General features: G+C 71.3%; 16 protein-coding genes. 7 read left to right on the top strand and 9 right to left on the bottom strand.

Going from position 1 to position 17843, the window contains the following annotated elements; translation table 11 throughout:
• Positions 1-83: 83 nt before the first annotated feature.
• The 3 genes from VT85_RS13455 to VT85_RS13445 form a co-directional block, all read right to left on the bottom strand.
• Positions 84-506, bottom strand: coding sequence for a transposase (locus VT85_RS13455; RefSeq protein WP_197490672.1), 423 nt, complete (start codon positions 504-506; stop codon positions 84-86).
• Between the two features lie 158 nt (positions 507-664).
• The gene (locus tag VT85_RS13450; protein ID WP_068415941.1) at positions 665-1183 is read right to left on the bottom strand and encodes a helix-turn-helix domain-containing protein; all 519 of its coding nucleotides are present in this window, start codon (positions 1181-1183) and stop codon (positions 665-667) included.
• A gap of 269 nt (positions 1184-1452) precedes the next feature.
• Positions 1453-2457 carry a lipase family protein gene (locus VT85_RS13445; protein ID WP_068415938.1) on the bottom strand — a complete coding sequence of 335 codons (1005 nt, stop codon included), beginning with the start codon at positions 2455-2457 and terminating at the stop codon, positions 1453-1455.
• A gap of 300 nt (positions 2458-2757) precedes the next feature.
• Between VT85_RS13445 and VT85_RS13440 the strand changes: the two genes are divergently transcribed.
• Positions 2758-3390, top strand: a complete 633-nt coding sequence (locus VT85_RS13440) for a Dps family protein (protein ID WP_068415937.1) — start codon at positions 2758-2760, stop codon at positions 3388-3390.
• 97 nt (positions 3391-3487) lie between these two features.
• Here VT85_RS13440 and tal read toward each other — a convergent pair whose 3' ends face one another.
• Positions 3488-4462, bottom strand: coding sequence for a transaldolase (tal, locus tag VT85_RS13435; protein ID WP_068415935.1), 975 nt, complete (start codon positions 4460-4462; stop codon positions 3488-3490).
• A 202-nt stretch (positions 4463-4664) separates the two neighbouring features.
• On the opposite strand from tal, the gene VT85_RS13430 reads away from it, so the two are divergent.
• The 3 genes from VT85_RS13430 (at position 4665) to VT85_RS13420 (ending at position 7377) form a co-directional block, all read left to right on the top strand.
• Positions 4665-5483, top strand: a complete 819-nt coding sequence (locus VT85_RS13430; protein WP_068415927.1) for an HAD-IIA family hydrolase — start codon at positions 4665-4667, stop codon at positions 5481-5483.
• Positions 5484-5580: 97 nt separating this feature from the next.
• Complete coding sequence (locus VT85_RS13425) at positions 5581-6171, top strand: YceI family protein (protein ID WP_068415923.1); 591 nt, start codon at positions 5581-5583, stop codon at positions 6169-6171.
• 420 nt (positions 6172-6591) lie between these two features.
• On the top strand, positions 6592-7377 hold the full coding sequence (locus VT85_RS13420) for a hypothetical protein (protein WP_156512858.1): 786 nt from the start codon (positions 6592-6594) through the stop codon (positions 7375-7377).
• On the opposite strand, the gene VT85_RS13415 is transcribed toward VT85_RS13420, so the two are convergent.
• Complete coding sequence (locus VT85_RS13415) at positions 7374-8441, bottom strand: hypothetical protein (RefSeq protein ID WP_068415917.1); 1068 nt, start codon at positions 8439-8441, stop codon at positions 7374-7376. The two genes, VT85_RS13420 and VT85_RS13415, sit on opposite strands and share 4 nt — an antisense overlap.
• Before the next feature lie 169 nt (positions 8442-8610).
• Complete coding sequence (locus VT85_RS13410) at positions 8611-10497, bottom strand: pyrroloquinoline quinone-dependent dehydrogenase (RefSeq protein ID WP_082858585.1); 1887 nt, start codon at positions 10495-10497, stop codon at positions 8611-8613.
• A gap of 244 nt (positions 10498-10741) precedes the next feature.
• Between VT85_RS13410 and rsmD the strand changes: the two genes are divergently transcribed.
• From rsmD to VT85_RS13395, 3 genes are all read left to right on the top strand, one after another.
• Positions 10742-11395: a 16S rRNA (guanine(966)-N(2))-methyltransferase RsmD gene (rsmD, locus tag VT85_RS13405; RefSeq protein ID WP_068415915.1), complete on the top strand. Its 654-nt coding sequence runs from the start codon at positions 10742-10744 to the stop codon at positions 11393-11395.
• Positions 11388-12767 carry a CCA tRNA nucleotidyltransferase gene (locus tag VT85_RS13400; RefSeq protein WP_082858584.1) on the top strand — a complete coding sequence of 460 codons (1380 nt, stop codon included), beginning with the start codon at positions 11388-11390 and terminating at the stop codon, positions 12765-12767. The genes rsmD and VT85_RS13400 overlap by 8 nt, the downstream gene beginning before the upstream one ends.
• 159 nt (positions 12768-12926) lie before the next feature.
• Positions 12927-14615, top strand: coding sequence for a potassium channel family protein (locus VT85_RS13395; protein ID WP_068415912.1), 1689 nt, complete (start codon positions 12927-12929; stop codon positions 14613-14615).
• 30 nt (positions 14616-14645) lie between these two features.
• Here the strand turns inward: VT85_RS13395 and VT85_RS13390 are convergent, their stop codons facing one another.
• From VT85_RS13390 to VT85_RS13380, 3 genes are all read right to left on the bottom strand, one after another.
• Positions 14646-15752, bottom strand: coding sequence for a type III polyketide synthase (locus VT85_RS13390; RefSeq protein ID WP_197490671.1), 1107 nt, complete (start codon positions 15750-15752; stop codon positions 14646-14648).
• A gap of 62 nt (positions 15753-15814) precedes the next feature.
• Entirely contained in the window at positions 15815-16996 is a 1182-nt protein-coding gene (locus VT85_RS13385) for an NAD(P)/FAD-dependent oxidoreductase (RefSeq protein WP_068415906.1), read from the bottom strand.
• Positions 16993-17718 (bottom strand): methyltransferase domain-containing protein, encoded by a 726-nt coding sequence (locus VT85_RS13380; RefSeq protein WP_068415902.1) that lies wholly within the window; start codon positions 17716-17718, stop codon positions 16993-16995. Before VT85_RS13380 ends, VT85_RS13385 begins: the two co-directional genes overlap by 4 nt.
• Between the last annotated feature and the right edge of the window lie 125 nt (positions 17719-17843).

The following is a 17843-nucleotide window of genomic DNA, read 5'->3' as shown; positions in this document are numbered from 1 at the left end:
CCCCCCTTGCAACTCCCCTGATTCACGGCCTCCGAGGGCTTTTCGAGGCTATCGCAGGCCTGGAGAGCGGCCCTAGTGCAGGATCACTGGAGTTGCTGTGTGAGGCGACCGATGTGTTCGCAGCCGTAGTAGCCGCAGACCCGCTCCTCGACCTCGGCCGCCGTCAGTCTCCTCCCCGGCTCGACGACGGCTCTCTTGCCGTGGACCCACTTCGGTTCGATCGCGTTGAGCCACGGCGCCTTCACCGGCAGGTGGCACGCCACGATCCGCACTCCGCCTCGGGCCTTCGCCAGCCGGTTGTGGGCCTTGATCCAGGCCCGCACCCGGCGGCTGACGTGCCAGGCGGCGTTGTCCCAGACCAGCAGCAACGCCCGCTTGCCCTCGGCGGCCAGCCGGTCGCACGCCCAGGCGAGGAAGTCCTCGGTCACCTGGCTGACCGGGCGCCCCTGCACGAACCGCAGCAGCATCCCGCCGGAGTCGCCGCGCAGCAGCCCGTAGCAGGCCAACGCCTTGGGGTCGCCGTCGGCGGCGTCGGCGGCCGGCTCGTGCAGCCGCAGCGGCTCGCCGCCGGCCCAGGCGTGCAGGCCGGGCCGGGCCAGCCGGCTCCACCAGACCTCGTCCTGGAAGCCGAGGGTCCAGCCCGGATGGGCCTCGGCCAGGCGGATCAGCCGGTCGCGCGCCCCTTTTTTCTCAGGTACGCCGGGTCGGGGCTGGTGATCCAGGTCTTGGCCCGCTTCCAGCCCACCCCCAGCCGCTTCAGCGCCCGGCGGATCGACTCGCCGCTCATCACGCGCGGGGTGAGGCCCTCGGCGAACGCCGCCTCGGCGGCCAGGTGGAGCGTCCAGAGCGAGGTCGGCTTGTCGAACTCGCGGGGGCTGCGGTGCAGCAGGGCGCGGAGCCGCTCGCCGGCCGCGGCGTCGAGGGCGGGCCGGGCCGATCGGGGGCGGTGGGACTTCTCGCGGAGGCAGGCGAGCCCCTCGGCGGCGAAGGCGCGGATGGCGTCGCGGACGGTCTGGGTGGCGCAGCCGAGCCGGGCGCGGATCGCGGAGGGCTTGAGGCCCTCGGCGCCGGCCAGGAGGATCTGGCAGCGCCGCAGGGTGAAGGCCGAGGGCGAGCGGAGGCCGGCCCGAAGGGTCCGGGACTCCTCGGGGGAGAGCGGGCGGACGAAGAGGGGTGGTTTCATACCCCTTCTACGACGGCCGTCTCGCACGGGATCAGTCGTGACTCTCCACTAGGGGAAGTCTCCGACGACGGGGGTTTGTCCGTCGCCAGCGGAAGTCTCGACGCTCGATCGTCGCCGAGGAAGCCGTCGCCCCGCGCAGGACGCAATCGCTCCAGAAAGGAACCAGATCGCCTTAATTGAGATTCGATGTCATTCAGAACAGAGGTGATGTCGATGCCGCGCCGCGTGGAGCAGGCAGGACGTCGAGAACCGCCCCGCGAGGCGGGTCGTCAGGATCGGGACGACGGTTCGTCGAGGCCGTCGGCGAGGGCGTTCCAGAGGCGGACGGCGTAGTAGACGGGCGCGTGGTCGGCGAGGCCGGCGATGAGGACTGGGGCCTCGCCGATGGCGAGTCGACCCTCCTTGACCGACAGCCGGACGGCGGCGAGGAGGGTTTTGACGCCCTCGTTCCATTCGCGCCAGGGCTTGCGGGGAGGGGTGCCGGGGACCGCGTGCAGCTCGCCCGCGTCGTGATAACCGAACGTCCCCTTGGGGGGGATGCGGGGAATCAGATCATCGCGATGGACGAATCGGCGGTGGATGCACGGCGGGAGGGTGGCGACAAACTCGGCGTCGCCGACGCGGGGGGCCCCATAGGTGTAAATCCCCTCGACCGCCTGTTCACGCAGGTGCGAGCCCGCCAGCACGGCGAGCGCGCCTCCGAGGCTGTGGCCGGCGAGCCAGAGCTTCTGGCCGGGCCTCCTGGCGGCGGCGACCTCGTCGATCCGGTCGCTGAGGGCCTCGAACGCATTGAGGAACCCGGCGTGGACGCGGCCGCCGGCCTTGCGGGCGGCCGGCAGGAAGCGGCCGTCGATCCTGAGGTCTTCGTTCTTGAGGATCCAGTCGACCAGGCCGAGCGCCTCGGCGGGGGCGAGGTCCGGGACCGGAATCCGCGTCCCTCGGAAGACGACCACCAGCGCCCCGGGCCCGTCCAGCACCATCGCCCGGGAGCCGTCGTCGTCGAGGAGGGGGGCGACGGTCCAGCCCAGGCCGGGCAAGGGGGAGTCGACGAACCTGGCGGCGATCAGGTCGGCGTCGCCGTAGGCGAGCATCGACGCATCGGCGAGCCACCACGCGTTGGCGTCGACGAAGGCGCCGGAATCCGTCCGGATCGAGCCCCGCGCCTCGGGTTCGAAACGGACGGCGTCGGCGAAGGCGAAGTAGGGGAAGTCGGCGGCCGGGGGGGTGAGCCCTTCAAGGGTCTCCCTCGGGGACGGGCGGCTCGGGAACGGCAAGGGGGTCGACTCCGGGAGGCGGACGGAGACGGGGGTCGGAACACGTGATCTCGTGGCGCTTCCAGCGTAAACTGATTGGGCCGCGCAGTCAGCGCGGCGACGGCGCGTACGAGCCTGGCGAAGTGGTCGGGCGCGTCGTCGATCCATCCCTCGGCGGCGGCCTCCAGGCCGAGAGACTTCCCGACCCGAGGGCGGGGCCGTTCGGCACACGGGCTGCATGAAGCTTAATTCAGTAAGACCGACGGGCCGGATGGTCGAGCCCGCCCTCAATCATCCAGATGAAAAGGGAAAGGTCGAAGTATGGCAGTCACCACGAAGAAGAGCGGCGAAATCCAGGGGCAGGCCCCGTCGAAGCCGGAAGAACACAGCCAGCCGTGGGTCCACATCGGCGGCGGCGAGATTCAGAAATTCGGGACCGTCCGTCAGTTCCCGCTCGGGCTGTCGTACGACGCCCGGATGTACTCGTGCCAGCGCCTGAATCAGGTGCTCGCGGACAGCCAGATCCTGTTCGCGCTCTACAAGAAGCACCACTGGCTGATGCGGGGCCACACCTTCTATCAGCTCCACCTGCTGCTGGACAAGCACGCCGAGGAGCAGTTGAAGCTGATCGACGAGGTGGCCGAGCGTATCCAGACGCTGGGCGGGATCGCCGTCGGCGACCCTCGCCACGTCGCGGAGCTGACGCGCATCCCCAGGCCGCCCGACGGCTGCGAGGAAGTCCCGGCGATGCTCTCTCGGCTGCTCGAGGCCCACGAGATGATCCTGGTCGACGCCCGCGACGCCGCCCGCAAGACCGCCGACGAGGGGGACGACGGCACCAACGACCTGCTCGTCTCCGACGTCGTCCGCATCGGCGAGACGCAGGTCTGGTTCCTCATCGAGCACCTCGTCGACACCCCGCTCGGCCGGGTCGACGGCCCCCCGAAATCCTGAGCGTCCGGCTCACCGAAATCGAGTCGAGTCGCTTCGAGTCGACCGCCCCGGGCCCCCTCCCCCCCTTTCGGGGGGAAGGAAGGCCGTCGGCGAGGGCTCAGACGGCGACGGGCTGGTCGATCAGCTTGGAGACGAGCTTCTCCAGGCTGACGATGTCGGCGGCGAAGCGGCGGATGCCGTCGGCGAGCTTCTCGGTGGCCATCGCGTCTTCGTTGAGCATCCAGCGGAAGGTCTTCTCGTCGAGCGAGATCTTGGGCTCGGGCTGGCCGTCGGCGGCGTCGGGCGAGAGCTTGCGGTCGAGCTTGCCGTCGGCGTCCTGGAGTTCCTTGAGCAGATCCGGCGAGATGGTCAGCAGGTCGCAGCCGGCGAGTTCGACGATCTCGCCGATGTTGCGGAAGCTGGCGCCCATGACCTCGGTCTTGTAGCCGTGGGCCTTGTAGTAGCGGTAGATCCGCTGGACCGACTCGACGCCCGGATCTTCGGTCGCGGGGATCGCCTTGACGCCGCGGTCCTTGAGGTGCCAGTCGAGGATGCGGCCCACGAACGGCGAGATCAGGGTCACGCCGGCCTCGGCGCAGGCGACGGCCTGGGCGTAGCTGAACAGGAGGGTCAGGTTGCAGTGGATCCCCTCCTTCTCCAGCCGCTCGGCGGCGCGGACGCCTTCCCAGGTGGAGGCGACCTTGATGAGGATCCGCTCGCGACCGACCCCTTCCTCGGCGTACATCTCGATCAGGCGGCGGGCCTTGGCGACCGTGGCCTCGACGTCGAACGAGAGCCGGGCGTCGACCTCGGTGGAGACGCGGCCGGGGACGATCTGGAGGATCTCCTTGCCGAAGCCGACGGCGAGCTTGTCCATGCAGGCTTCGAGACGGGCCTTGCGGTCGCCGTCGACCGACCGGGCGAACTCCACCGCGCCCTGGACGATCCGCTCGTACTGCGGCATCTTGGCCGCCTTGTAGAGCAGCGACGGATTCGTGGTCGTGTCCCGAGGCTTGTAACGGGCGATGGACTCGATGTCCCCCGTGTCGGCGACCACCACCGTCATCGCACGCAACTGGTCAAGCAGGCTCATTCCTCGGTCCTCGTTCGCTGGCGTCTAGGTTCATCAGGGGATTCGTCTCCTCGGCGGCTCCCGACGATACTCGATATTATAACGGCGCCAGGGGCGTCGGACCATCCGAGGCGTCGGCCGGTTGGGGGCCGCGTCCCGGCCGTGGTAGACTCGGAGGCTCGGGGACGAGGGACCGACCGGGGACGACGAAAGGAACCGAGCGTTGACGAGCCTGCGCACGATCCGAGGATACGCGTTCGATCTCGACGGCACGATCTGGGCGGGGCCGCGGCTGCTCCCCGGGGCGGCGGAGCTGGTCGCGGACCTCCGCCACGCGGGGCTCGGGGTGGTCTTCGCGTCGAACTCGTCGCGATACGGCTCGGAAGCCCTTGCCCGCGAGCTGACCCGCCTGGGGATCCGGGCCGAGGGCCGCGAGGTGGTCGCCGCGTTCGACCTGACGGCCGCCGAGGTGCTGGAGCGGGTGGGGCCGTCCCCCTTGCTGGCGATCGGCACCGACGACCTGGCGGGCTCGCTGGCGAGGGCCGGGCACGAGCCCCTCCCCCTGGACCGCTGGAGCGAGGCCCGCGCCGTGGTGGTCGGGAACGACCCGCGGTTCGACTTCGACCGGCTCCGCGCCGCGTCCCGCGCCGTGGCCGCCGGCGCGGCCTTCTTCGCGGTGAACCTCGACGCCCGCTATCCCGTGGCCGACGGCTTCGACCCCGGATGCGGCGCGCTGGCCGAGGCGGTCGCGACCGCGTCGCGGACCCGACCGATCGTCGTCGGCAAGCCCCACCCCCGGCTGTTCGAATCGGCCGTGAGCCGCCTGGGCCTCGCGGCCTCGGAGGTCGCGATGATCGGCGACAGCCAGGCGTCGGACATCGTCGGCGGCAAGGCCGTCGGCATGTTCACGGTCTGGGTCGCCCCCCACGACGACATCCCGGCCGTCACCCGGCCCGACCTCGCCGTCGCCGGCCTGCCCGAGCTCCACCGCCTCTGGCTCCGGGCCGGCGGCCGGCCCGAGACGCCCGGCCTTTCCGCCTGACCCGAGCCTCGCGGGGGCTTCCACGGCCCGGTAGAATCCTCCGGGACGGCGTCGCGTCGACGCCCTCCGACCCTCGAAGCCAACCCGGAGCCGAACGATGCGAGCCACTGCGACGAACGCGCGACTGCTGGCGACCGCCCTGACCCTGACCCTGGCCCTCGGGGCGGGCCTCCCCGCGCGGGCGGCCGACGACTACACCGTCGACCCGGCGCACACCACGGTTATCTTCAAGATCGACCACGGCGGCTTCGCCTCGATCTACGGCCGGTTCAACGACGTCTCCGGGTCGTTCACCGTCGACCCGGCCGCCTCCTCGTCGTCGCGGTTCGTAATCGCGATCAAGGCCGACAGCGTCGACACCGGCAACGACAAGCGCGACGGGCACCTCAAGAGCCCCGACTTCTTCAACGTCAAGCAGTTCCCCTCCATCGCCTTCAAGAGCACGGCGGTCGCGAAGGACCCGCAGGGCCTGAAGGTGACCGGCGACCTGACCCTCCACGGCGTCACCAAGCCCGTCTCCTTCGTCCTCACCGGCGGCAAGGTCGGCGAGTTCCCCAAGGGCGTCCAGCGCACTGGCTATTCCGCCGAGATCTCGATCAAGCGCTCCGACTTCGGCATGGACAAGATGATCCCCGCCGCCGGCGACGAGGTCGTCCTCCTCATCGGCTTCGAGGGGACGAAGTCCTGACCTCCCGCCCTGCCCTTCCCCCCTCGCGGGGGGATGCAGCGGTGACGAGCGCGGAAGCTCTCGGAATCCAAGTCGGGACCATCAGGCCCTTCCCCCCTCGCGGGGGAAGGTGGCCCGCAGGGCCGGATGAGGGGGGAGACGAGCACAACGGCCGTCGCTCCCCTGGTTCGCCCGCGATGGCGGCCACCTCATTCAGGCATGAAGGCATAACCGCGCCAGCAGGTCTTCCCTAACAAGGGGAGAGCGGCCGGGCGCGAGACGTCGTGAAAGTTGGGCTTCCCGGAGCTTTCCTCGAGGTCACCCGGAGACCGTCGCCATGCCTGAACCGGTCTTGATGCTCGAAGCGATGGCGGCGGCCTTCATCGCGGCGGCCCTGGCGGCGGCGGTCGGGGGCTGGATCGGGAGGGGTCGGGGCCGGGAGTGGTGCAGGCGGCGGCGGTCGCGATCGGGGCGGCCGTCGGGCTGGCGGTGCTGGGCGTGCGTCCGCGATGGCCTTTGCGCGAGGATCAGGACCGATTCCTGGGCCTCGTCCTGCCGGGCGTCCTGGTGCTGGAGGCCGTTGTCGGCGCGGTCGGGCTCCCGCGATGGGGGGCGGTCGGCCTGCGGCTGGCCGCGTCGATGGCGGTCGCGCCCGCGCTCCTGTACGGGTCGATCTACCTGGCGGACCTGGCCGGTCCCGGTTCGGCCCTGTGGCCGCCGGGCCGACGTTATCCGATCCTCGTCGGCCTGGGCGCGGCGTTGTTCGGCGTCTGGTGGGTCCTGGGATGGGCCGCGAGGAGGTCGGGCTCCGCGGTCCGGGTCCCGCTGGCGCTGGCGACGGCGATCGGCGGGGCGGGCGCGGCGGTGATGCTCTCGGGGTACGCCTCGGGCGGGATGAACGGGCTGCCGCTGGCCGGCGCGGTCGCCGGCGGGGCGGTCGCCGCGACCCTGTTCCGGGGCGACGCCCGCCACGCCCTCCCCGGCTTCGGCGCGGTCGTCCTGTTCGGGCTGCTGGTCGTCGGCTCGTGCTTCGGGGAGTTGCGGCGGGACGTCGCCGCCGTCCTGTTCCTCGCGCCGCTGCTCGCGGCCGTCCCGGAGCACCCCGCCCTGCTCCGGCTCTCTCCCCGGGTGCGGACGGCCCTGGCTCTCGTGCTCGTCGGGACGGCGACGGCCCTGGCGGTGGGCCTGACGTTCCAACGCTTCCAGGCCGGGGCGGTTCGCGATTAGAAGTTCTTGATGAACTGGAAGATCGTCTGCGTCTGGAACGCCAGGGGGCCGACGAGCGGGACTTCCAGCCCTCCCAGGGCGTACCAATCCTTGCCCAGGCCGAACCGGTAGCCCGGGGTGAGTGAGAAGTAGGTGTTGTTCCCTCCGCTCAATTCGGTATGGAGGTTGGCCGCGAGATAGGGCACGAAGTTATTGAAGAGGTGGTCGCCTCCCGGCGTGAGGTATCGCCCGATCGCGAGGCGGGCGTCGAACGACGTGAAGCCTCCCGGGGAGGCGTTGAAGCCCATCCAGGGGTTCGCCGCCAGCAACCGCGAGGAGGTGGGCGTGCTGTTCGTGGGGACGGTCACGCCGAGGCCGCCGCGGACCACCCAGCGTTCCACGGGGTTCGCCCAGAACTCCACGTCGGGCGAGAGGCTCGCGACGCCGTTGCCGTTGCGGGCGTTCCCCGTCGGAAGCCTGACGAACAGGTTCGACGTCACCGTGTAGCGTCGATCTTCCGCCAGGAGGACGCGGGGCGCGATGGTGAGATCGCCGAAATCGGTCCAGTTGGCCCTCCCGGAAGGTTTGAGGGCGTCCGGGGCCGACATCACGAAGGGGACGAACCACCCCAGCTCGAAACGTCGGCTCAGGGGCGTGAACAGGAAGAAGCTGCCGTTGTAGGCGTTGCCTCCCGCGGGGGGCGCGCCCCGAGCGAAGCCGAAGGAGGCCACGTAGAGGCGATAAAAGGCGCCGTCGGCGTTGTTGATCCACGTCTGCCGGGGGGCGTCGCCCGGCGCCGGCGCGTACGGCTCGTCCCAGCCCTCGGAGAAAAGGGTGGAGAGGCCGAGGGGTCGCCATCGTTCAGGGCGCAGGGGGCCGAAGAGCGACTCGCGGATCACCTCGTCCGGGGGGAGCAGGATGCGCGGCGACGCCTCCTCGCCGAGATTCGCCGCCTCCGCGAAGTCGAACGCCGGCGCGGTCGGCGGGTCCTGGCCCCGGACGAGTGGGACGATCCCCGACAGCAGCAACAGCGTCAGGATCGTTCGACCCCGAGCGATCCCGCAACGGTGGTCCGTGCGTCTCATGGGGCCCTCGCGAAGCGATAGAACCTCGGCCTCCGCCGGGGGCCGCCCCCCGTCCTCTCAGGCGGAAACGCCTCCTCGTGGAATAATCGTCATTTCCACGGGTCCTCATCGAGCGTTTCCTCGCTTGAGCCTCGCGGTGCCGGGGTTCGTCGACGGTTGCGATCGAGGATCACTCGGGCAGGCTGAAGGCCACGAAGGCGTCGCCGGCCCTGGTGCGGAGCTTGCCCGCGCCGCCGGCGGCGATCACGACGAACTGCCGCCCCCCGGCGCGATAGGTGGAGGGGGTCGCGTAGCCGCCGGCGGGGAGCTGATGTTCCCAGAGCAGCTTGCCGTCGTCCTTGTCGAAGGCGTGGAACCGCTCGTCCTTGGTCCCGGCGATGAACACCAGGCCGCCGGCGGTCACGATCGACCCGCCGAAGGTCTCGGTGCCGGTCCTGGGAACGCCCCGGGCGGTCAGCTCGGGATGCTCGCCGAGCGGCGTCCGCCAGGCGAAATCGCCCGCGTTCAGGTCGATGGCGTTCAGCACGCCCCAGGGGGGCTTGATGGCGGGGTAGCCCTCGGGGTCGAGGAACTGGTGGTAGCCGGTGAAGCTGTAGGGTCCGTGCTTGAGCACGTCCTCGGCCTTGGATTCGGTCATCGTGAGGATGTTCGGCACGTTGTTCGAGTTGACGAACAGCCGGCCGGTCGCGGGATCGAACGACGCGCCCGACCAGGTCGCCCCGCCGTGATAGCCGGGGATGACGACCGTCCCCTCTCGGCTCGGCGGGAGGAACGGGACGCCGGTCTTGAGCTTGCGAAGCCGCTCCAGCACGACCGCGCGGTTGGCCTCGCCGATGTCGGTGACGTTCGACTCGTCGAGCGTCTGCACGGCGAACGGCGGCGGCTTGACCGGGACGGGCTGCGTCGCCGAGGCCCGCTCGCCGGCGACCTCGGAGGCGGGGACGGGCCGGTCCTCCACGTCGAACAGGGGCTTGCCCGTCTCCCGGTCGAACAGGAAGACGTAGCCGGTCTTCGTCACCTGGGCCACGGCGTCGACCTTCGCGCCGTCGCGCTCGACCGTGACGAGGTTGGGGTAGGTCGGCAGGTCGTGGTCCCAGAGGTCGTGGCGCAGGGTCTGGAAGTGCCAGGCCCGGCGTCCGGTGGCGGCGTCGAGGGCGATCGTGCAGTTGGCGAACAGGTTGTCGCCGTGGCGGTCGCCGCCGTAGAAGTCGAACGCGGCCGATCCGAGCCCGGCGAAGATCAGGCCGCGAGCCACGTCGACGCTCAGGCCGCCCCAGGCGTTCGCTCCGCCTCGGTCCTTCCACGACTCGCCTTCCCAGGTCTCGGCGCCGAACTCGCCGGGCGCCGGCACGGTGCGGAACCGCCAGAGCTGGGCGCCGCTGCGGACGTCGAAGGCCCGGACGTCGCCGGGCGCGGCGATCCCCGGCCCTTCCCCGCACGAGAAGCCCAGGACGACCACGTCCTTCCAGACGACGGGCGCGGAGGTCGGCCCGTAGGCGAGGCTCGCGACCTTCGGGTCCAGCTCCTTGCGGAGGTCGCGCACGCCGCCGTCGCCGAAGCTCGGGTCCAGCTCGCCGGTCGCGGCGTCGAGCGAGAAAAGCCGGCCGTCGGCCGTCCCGTGGAGGATCCGCCGAGCCCCTCCGGGCTTGCCGTCGGACCAGTACGCGCAGCCCCGATTCACCCCGCCCGAGGCCAGCGGGTGCGAGGTCGGATGGTCCTTGAGGGGGTCGAACTTCCAGCGTTCCGCGCCGGTGGCGGCGTCGAGCGCCACGACCTTCAAGTGGGCCGTCGTGACGTACATCACGCCGTCGATCACGATCGGCGTGCACTCGATCGTCTTCCCGACCCCGTCCTTCAGCTCGCCCGTGTGGTACGTCCAGGCCGGCTTGAGCCGCGCGACGTTCGACCGGTCGATCTGGTCGAGCGTCGAGTACCGCATGCAGCCGGGATCGTTGCCCACGCCCGGCCAGTCGTCGGACGGTTCGGGCTGGGCGCCGGCGCGGCCGACGAAGGCGAGGACGAGGAGGCACGCGAGACCGATCGAGCCACGTCGCATCGAAATTCCCCCTGGTACAAACGGCGGGACCGCGCCCGCGAATCTCCGGGAAGTGGCCATCATAAAGGAGGGTGCGGCCTGGCTGTCGAGAATTCCGGCGGGTCGCGGGCCGCCGCCAACTTCCGTCGCCCGGATTGCCCGGACGGCCGGGCGGAACCTATGATGAAGGCTCGGCCCTCGGCCCGGCGTCGTCGCGTGCGGACGACGGGGACGATCGAGGTCGGGCCACGGGAAGCGAGCGGACATGCGGATCATCGCGGGACAGAGGCGCGGCCACAAGATCGAAGGGCCCCGCGCCACGGCGGCCATGAGGCCGACCAGCGACCTCGTGCGCGAGTCGCTGTTCAACATCGTCGGCGCGATGATGCCGGGACGGACGGCGGTCGACCTGTTCGCGGGGACCGGCGCGATCGGCCTGGAGGCGCTCAGCCGGGGGGCCGAATCGGCGATCTTCGTCGAGAAGGACCGCGAGGCCGTCGCCCTGATCCACGCCAACGTCGCCAAGCTCCGCTACCAGGACCGCGCGCAGATCCGCCTGGCCGACGCCTATCGCTGGGTCCGCACCCACGCGGCGGAACTCGTCGGGCCGACGGCCGTCTTCCTCGACCCCCCCTATCGCGAATACGAGATCGGCGTCAAGCGGATCCGGGCCGTGCTCGACCAGCTCGTCGAGCAGCTGCCCGCCGGGTCTCTGATCGTGCTCGAAGCCGGCCGCATCCTCGACGACCAGATCCTCCCGGACTTCGACGCCTGGGACGTACGCCGCTACGGCGACACCCAGGTCGCCGTCTGGCTGCGCGACGAGCCGGACGCGAACGAGGCGGCGGGCGACGAGCCCCGCTCCGAGCCCGAGGCCGAAGGCGGGGAGGAGCCGGGCGAGGAGGTGGGCGATGGCTGAAGCCAGGGCCCGAAGGGAATTCGCCGAGGAGGTCGTCGTCCGGCTTCGCCAGGCCGGCTACCAGGCGCTCTGGGCGGGGGGCTGCGTGCGCGACATCCTGCTGGGCCTCAGCCCGGCGGACTACGACGTCGCCACCGACGCCACCCCCGACCAGGTGATGCTGAGCCTCCCCTACCGCTCGCTGACGATGGGGGCGTCGTTCGGCGTGGTCCGGGTGCGGCACCCCCGGCAGAAGGGGAACGAGGTCGAGATCGCCACGTTCCGCAGCGACCTGGCGTACGTCGACGGCCGGAGGCCCGTGGGGGTCGTCTACAGCTCTCCCCGCGAGGACGCCGAGCGCCGGGACTTCACGATCAACGGCATGTTCATGGACCCGATCGGCGGCGAGGTGGTCGACTACGTCGGCGGCCGGGCCGACCTCGACGCGAGGGTCCTGCGCGCCATCGGCGACCCCGCCTCGCGGTTCGAGGAGGACAAGCTCCGGCTCCTCCGCGCCGTGCGGTTCGCCTGCCGGTTCGACCTCCGGGTCGAGCCCCGGACGGACGAGGCGATCCGGGCGATGGCGAGCGAGGTGACGGTGGTCTCGCCCGAGCGGATCGCCCAGGAGTTGCGGCGGATGCTCGCGCCCAGGAGCCGGGCGCGGGCCATGGACGCCCTGATGCGGCTCGGCCTGATCGCGGCCGTGCTCCCCCCCCTGGTCGAGACCGTTGGGCTTTTCCAGGGCAAGCCGATGCAGCCCGAAGGGGATCTGTGGGACCACCTGCTGCTGACCTTGGAGCTGCTCCCGGGCTCGCCCAGCTTCCCGCTGGCGTTCGCGGCCCTGTTGCACGACGTGGGCAAGCCGGCCACCCGTCGCGCCCATTGCGGCCGGGTCGGCTACCACAACCACGAAGCCGTCGGAGCCCGGACGGCCGACCACCTCTGCCGGCGGCTGAAGCTCTCCAACGTCGAGCGCGAGCGGATCGTCTGGCTGGTGGCCAACCACCAGTATCTCGGCGAGGCCGAGAAGCTCCGCGAGGCCAAGCTCAAGCGGATGCTCGCCCAGCCGGGGATCGACGAGCTGCTGGCCCTGCACCGGGCCGACGCGATGGCGACCCGCGGCCACGCCGGCCACGTCGACTACTGCGAGTCCTACCTGGAACACCAGCCGACCGGCCCGATCAACCCGCCGCCGCTGCTGACCGGCCACGACCTCGTCCGCCACGGCCTGAAGCCGGGCGCGAGCTTCGCCGCGATCCTCGACCGGGTCCGCGAGGCCCAGCTCGAGCGCCGGATCCACAGCAAGCGGGAGGCCCTGGACCTCGTCGACCGCGATCTGACCGGAGGAGACGAGCCCCGGCCCGCCGAGACGAGCCCCGCGACGGCCGACTGACCCGTCGCGGGGGCCGGGAAATCCCGCGCCGCCTGGCGACGCGACTCGTCCGGCGATAGCCTGGACGTCGGCCCCGGTCAGGATCGCGCGCCGCGTCCGGCCGCGACGCGGGGCCGGTCCCATCCTGGAGCAGGCGCGACGACGCCCGGTGCCGCCTTGATGAAATCGATGACCGCCGTGGTGACGCAGCTCTCGAACCGGAAGGGGCGGCGGAACATCCAGGTCCTGCTCCGGCTGACCGGGGTCTTCGTCCTCCTGGTCCTGGCCTTCAGCATCCTCTTCCATTACATCATGGCGCTGGAGGGCCGGTATTACAGCTGGATCACCGGCCTGTACTGGACGATGGTGGTGATGTCGACGCTGGGCTTCGGCGACATCACGTTCATGGGGGACCTGGGGCGGTTCTTCTCGGTGATCGTGCTCCTCTCGGGCACCATCTTCATGCTGATCCTGCTGCCGTTCACGTTCATCCAGTTCTTCTTCCTCCCCTGGATGGACGCCCAGGCGGCGGCGCGGGCGCCGCGCTCGCTGCCGCCCACGGCCCGGGGCCACGTGGTGCTGACGGGCCTGGGGCCGATCGAGACGTCGCTGATCCGCAAGCTGAAGCAGTCGAACGTGCCGTACGTGGTGGTCGTCCCGGAGCTTCCCGACGCGCTGCAGCTCCACGACCAGGGTTACCGCGTGATGCTCGGCCAGCTCGACGACCCGGAGACGTATCGTCAGGTGCGAGTGGACCAGGCCGCGCTGGTGGCGACCACGCTCAGCGACACGGCCAACACGAACGTCGCGTTCACGGTGCGGGAGATCTCCGAGACGGTCCCGATCGTGGCCACCGCGTCGCGGACGCCCTCGGTCGACATCCTGGAGCTGGCCGGCTGCAACCGGGTGATCCAGCTCGCGGAGATGCTCGGGGGGCTGCTGGCCCGCCGGGTCCTGGGCCGCGACGCCAAGAGCCACGTCGTCGGCGAGTTCGACGACCTCCTGATCGCCGAGGCCGTGGCCGCCGGGACCCCGATGGTCGGCCGCACCCTCCGCGAGATCCGGCTCCGCGAGCACGCCAACGCCAGCGTCATCGGCGTCTGGAACCGGGGACGATTCGAGAACGCCGGCCCGGAGACGAAGATCCAGGCCACCACGGTCCTGCTCCTGGCCGGCTCCCGCGCCCAGCTCGACGACTACGACTCGCTCTTCTGCATCTACCGGCAGACCGAGAAGCCGGTGGTCGTCATCGGCGGCGGTCGGGTCGGTCGGTCGGTGGCCCGGGCGCTCAAGGAGCAAGGGATCGATTCCCGGATCGTCGAGCGGAACCCGCAAGAGGTGCGGGACTCGGCGACCTACGTCGTGGGCGACGCGGCCGAGTACGCCGTGCTCCAGCGGGCCGGCCTGGAGGAATCGTCGTCGGTCGTCGTGACCACCAGCGACGACGACATGAACGTCTACCTGACCATCTACTGCCGCCGGCTGCGGCCCGACATCCAGATCCTCGGCCGCGCCACCCAGGAACGGAACATCTCGACGCTCCACCGCGCGGGGGCCGACTTCGTCCTGTCGTACGCGTCGACGGGGGCCAACGTCATCTTCAACCTGCTCCAGCGGATGGACACGCTGATGCTGGCCGAGGGCCTCAACGTCTTCCGGCTCCCCCTGCCTCCCGCGATGGCCGGCCGCTCCCTGGTCGAGCTGGCCATCCGCCAGGAGACCGGCTGCAACGTCATCGCGGTCTCGCGGGACGGCGCGCTGGAGATCAACCCCGACGCGACGCGGCCCCTGCCCGCCGACGGCGACATCTACGTCGTCGGCGACGCCGAATCCGAGGCCCGGTTCCTGCAAGGATACCCCGCCCTCTGACCCGACGCCCCGCCGCCGTCCCGGCCCGACTCAGACGAACAGCGCCCCTTCGGCCGCCAGGCCGGGGCCGAATCCCAGGGCGACGCAGGGGCGGGGGGCGTCGCGGCGGATCAACTCGTCGAGGATGAACAGGACGGTCGCCGACGACATGTTGCCGTGGCTCGCGAGGATCGACCGCGAGACCGAGACGGCGTCGGGGCCCAGGCCGAGCGTCTCCTGCACGCAGCCCAGGACCCGGGGACCGCCGGGATGCACGGCCCACGACGCCACGTCGGCCACGGCCAGGCCGCGACGCCCCAGCCACGCCTCCAGCCAGGGCCCGACGTGCCGCTGGATCAGCCCCGGCACGCGCGGCGAGAGGACCATCTCGAAGCCGTGGTCGCGGACGAACCAGGACATCGCTTCCTCGGAGTCGGGGAACAGCCGGGCGCCGTTGCCGGCCAGCCGCCAGACGTCCCGTTCGGTCGGGACGCCCGCCGCCCCCCGAGGGGGCCCCAGCACCACGGCCGCGGAGCCGTCCGCGAACAGCGCGTTCCCCACCATCCGCTTGGGGTCCCAGCCGTAGGCGAGATGGAGGCTGCACAGCTCGACCGAGCAGAGCAGGACGTGGGCGTCGGGCTCTGCGGAAATCAGGCCTCTCGCCACCCGAAGGCCGTTGAGCGAGCCGTGGCAGCCCATGAAGCCGACGTGAGTCCGCTCCACGTCCGTGGAGAGACCCAGTTGCTTCATGAGCCCCAGGTCGACCCCCGGCGCGGCGAGCCCGGTGCAGGAGACGGTGACCAGGTGGGTGATCGACTTCGGGTCCACCCCCGACCGTTCCAGGGCCATCCCGCTCGACTCCGCGGCCAGCGGCAGGGCCTCGGCCTCGAACCGCTCCATCCGCTCGGCCGTCGAGGGCCCTCGATCGCCGATCCCCTTGGAGACGAACGGGGTGTCGTAGTCCCCCTCGCCGTAGACGATCCGCCGGAACTCGTCCTGCTGGAAGACGACCCGGCGGGTCTCGACCCCCGACTGCCGGTACAGGCCCGCGAGCAGCCCGGCGTGGCCGTCGTCCTCGGCGCAGATCGCGCGGGCGGCGTCGACCGACTGCGCGCGGGTGATGCTGTGCGGGGGCGCCGCCGTTCCGATTCCGAGCACTTCGACTTGCATTATGGCGGCCTCAGGTTTGTCGACGGACGCGAGGGGGGAGAGGGGATGGATCAGGTGGCTTTGTGCATGATCGCTAGAAAAGGCCGTGCCAACGACGGCCCAAGGCCCAGGGCGCGGACCAGTCCCCGCGTCATCCAGGGCGAGCGCAGGACCCGAGAGACGGCGCGGCAGGTGAGCTGCCGACGCGCGATCCGACGTCGGTAGGCGAGGTCCCATCGCCGATCGGGCCGGGTCTCCAGGCCCGCGACCGCGTCCGCGAGGATCGCGGCGAGGGCCTCCCCGCCGGCGACGGCCCAGGCCATGCCCTCGCCCGTGAACGGCTCGACGTAGCCGGCGGAGTCTCCCACCCGGAACACGCCCCGCTCGACCAGCCGGGCCGGCCTTCTCGTCAGGAGCGGGGTCCCCTTCCAGGAGAGTCCGGCTACGCCCGGGACCGGGGGCAGGGACGCCGTCGCGAGGATCGATGCGGCGAGCCGGCCGATCCCGCCGGCGTCGCGCACGGCGTCGGGATCGAGCGCGGCGGCGAGGTCGAGGCGGCCGTCCTCCAGCACGACCAGGCCGACGTAGCCGCCGTCCCCGCACGCCATGTAGATACGTCCGGGCTCATAGCCCGACGGCGCGACGGGCGCGATCGCCCCGGCGCCCAGCTTCGCCCCCGTCGCGGGGGTCGCCCGGTTCTCGACGGGCAGGAGGCCGTCGGTCAGGCCCGTCGCCGAGACGACGAAGCGGCCCCTCACGTCCCACGCCCGATCGCCCCGCTGCAAGCGAACGACGCGAGGCGTGTCGGGGAGTCCGGGACGGAGCGAGGCCGTCGTCCCCGGCAGAAATTCGACCCCCACCGACGCCGCGGCTTCGATCAGGGCGGCGTCGAGGGCGTCTCGGGAGAGAGCGACCCCGAGGGGCCGCTCGATCGAGGCCCGTCGCCCCGCCGTCGCCAGCTCCATCGCGGTCAGGTCCACGGCCCCCAGCCGGGACGCGAGCCCTCCCAGGCCGGTGCGTTCCAGCGTCGCCAGGGCGCGGGGGTTGAGGCAGCAGCCGCAGACCTTCGGCCGGGGGAATTCGGCCCGGTCCACGAGAAGGACCCGGACTCCCCGACGCGCCAGCTCGCCGGCGGTCATCGAGCCTGCCGGTCCCGCGCCGACGACGACGACGTCGTAGGGCTCGCCCTGGCTCTCGCTCCGACCTGCACCGTCGATTCCACCCTCGGGCTCGGCGGTCGCGGCCGAGGTCATCGGTCTTCCCCCACCAGCAGGAAGCGGCAGGGCCAGCGAGGGATCACCTGGGTACGGGTCCAACCGGCTTTCGAGGCCAGCTCGCGCGCCTCGTCGCGGGTGTAGGCGCCTTCCACGGACAGCGGGCCGTCGACGTGGGCCACCGACGACCGCGAGAGGAGCCGGATGCCCGCGTAGGCCAGGACCCAGCCGGCGCGGCTGCGTTCGAGGTCGTCGATCAGGACCAGGTCCCCCGCGGTTCGCATCGCGGCGAGCAGGCCGATCGCCTCGGGCTCGTCGAGGTGGTGGAGGAAAAGCGAGCTGGTCAGGATGTCGAAGCCTTCGGGGAGGGGCTGGGTCAGGACGTCGCGGGCGAAGAAGTTCACTTCGACTCCCGAGCGTCGGGCGTACTGCGTGGCGTGCTCGACGGCGAACTCGCTCATGTCGCAGCCGGAGATTTCCAGGTTCAGCCCTTCGCGGCGGGCCAGCCGCGCGAGCCGGACGGGAAAGTCGCCGCCGCCGGTCGCGACGTCCAGCAGTCGGATCGGCCGCGAGGGGTCGTCGCGCCGATGCTCCCGGTGATACGACCGGATGCGGGGCCAGACGGCCCGAGTCCCGACGCTGAACCAGTTCACGCGGCGGAGGGCGTCCAGCGCGCGGCGGTGTTCGGCCGGATCGAGGCCCGGTTGGTCCATCAGTTCGGGGCTGCGGCGACGTTCCCGGAGGTCTGGCAGGAGTCTCATATGATCGATGCGTTCCCGATGCTCGCCCCATGTGGCCCGAAGATCGCCGAAGCCGCGACCACGCCCCCGGACGCCGATCCCACCATTCTACACGAACGCCTGCGGAATGAGCGAATCGGGTCCGA

This window comes from Planctomyces sp. SH-PL62 (genome assembly GCF_001610895.1).
Classification (GTDB): Bacteria; Planctomycetota; Planctomycetia; order Isosphaerales; family Isosphaeraceae; genus Paludisphaera.
Note: the sequence above shows the minus strand (reverse complement) of the source record. Positions and strands in the feature narration are given on the sequence as shown.

Bases quoted from the DNA above. Each gene is read 5' to 3' on its own strand.
- VT85_RS13380 (WP_068415902.1), bottom strand. From the start codon at position 17,718: ATGAGACTCCTGCCAGACCTCCGGGAACGTCGCCGCAGCCCCGAACTG.
- VT85_RS13400 (WP_082858584.1), top strand. From the start codon at position 11,388: ATGGCTGAAGCCAGGGCCCGAAGGGAATTCGCCGAGGAGGTCGTCGTC.
- VT85_RS13415 (WP_068415917.1), bottom strand. From the start codon at position 8,441: ATGAGACGCACGGACCACCGTTGCGGGATCGCTCGGGGTCGAACGATC.
- VT85_RS13425 (WP_068415923.1), top strand. From the start codon at position 5,581: ATGCGAGCCACTGCGACGAACGCGCGACTGCTGGCGACCGCCCTGACC.
- VT85_RS13440 (WP_068415937.1), top strand. From the start codon at position 2,758: ATGGCAGTCACCACGAAGAAGAGCGGCGAAATCCAGGGGCAGGCCCCG.
- rsmD (WP_068415915.1), top strand. From the start codon at position 10,742: ATGCGGATCATCGCGGGACAGAGGCGCGGCCACAAGATCGAAGGGCCC.
- VT85_RS13385 (WP_068415906.1), bottom strand. From the start codon at position 16,996: ATGACCTCGGCCGCGACCGCCGAGCCCGAGGGTGGAATCGACGGTGCA.
- VT85_RS13395 (WP_068415912.1), top strand. From the start codon at position 12,927: ATGAAATCGATGACCGCCGTGGTGACGCAGCTCTCGAACCGGAAGGGG.
- tal (WP_068415935.1), bottom strand. From the start codon at position 4,462: ATGAGCCTGCTTGACCAGTTGCGTGCGATGACGGTGGTGGTCGCCGAC.
- VT85_RS13450 (WP_068415941.1), bottom strand. From the start codon at position 1,183: ATGAAACCACCCCTCTTCGTCCGCCCGCTCTCCCCCGAGGAGTCCCGG.
- VT85_RS13410 (WP_082858585.1), bottom strand. From the start codon at position 10,497: ATGCGACGTGGCTCGATCGGTCTCGCGTGCCTCCTCGTCCTCGCCTTC.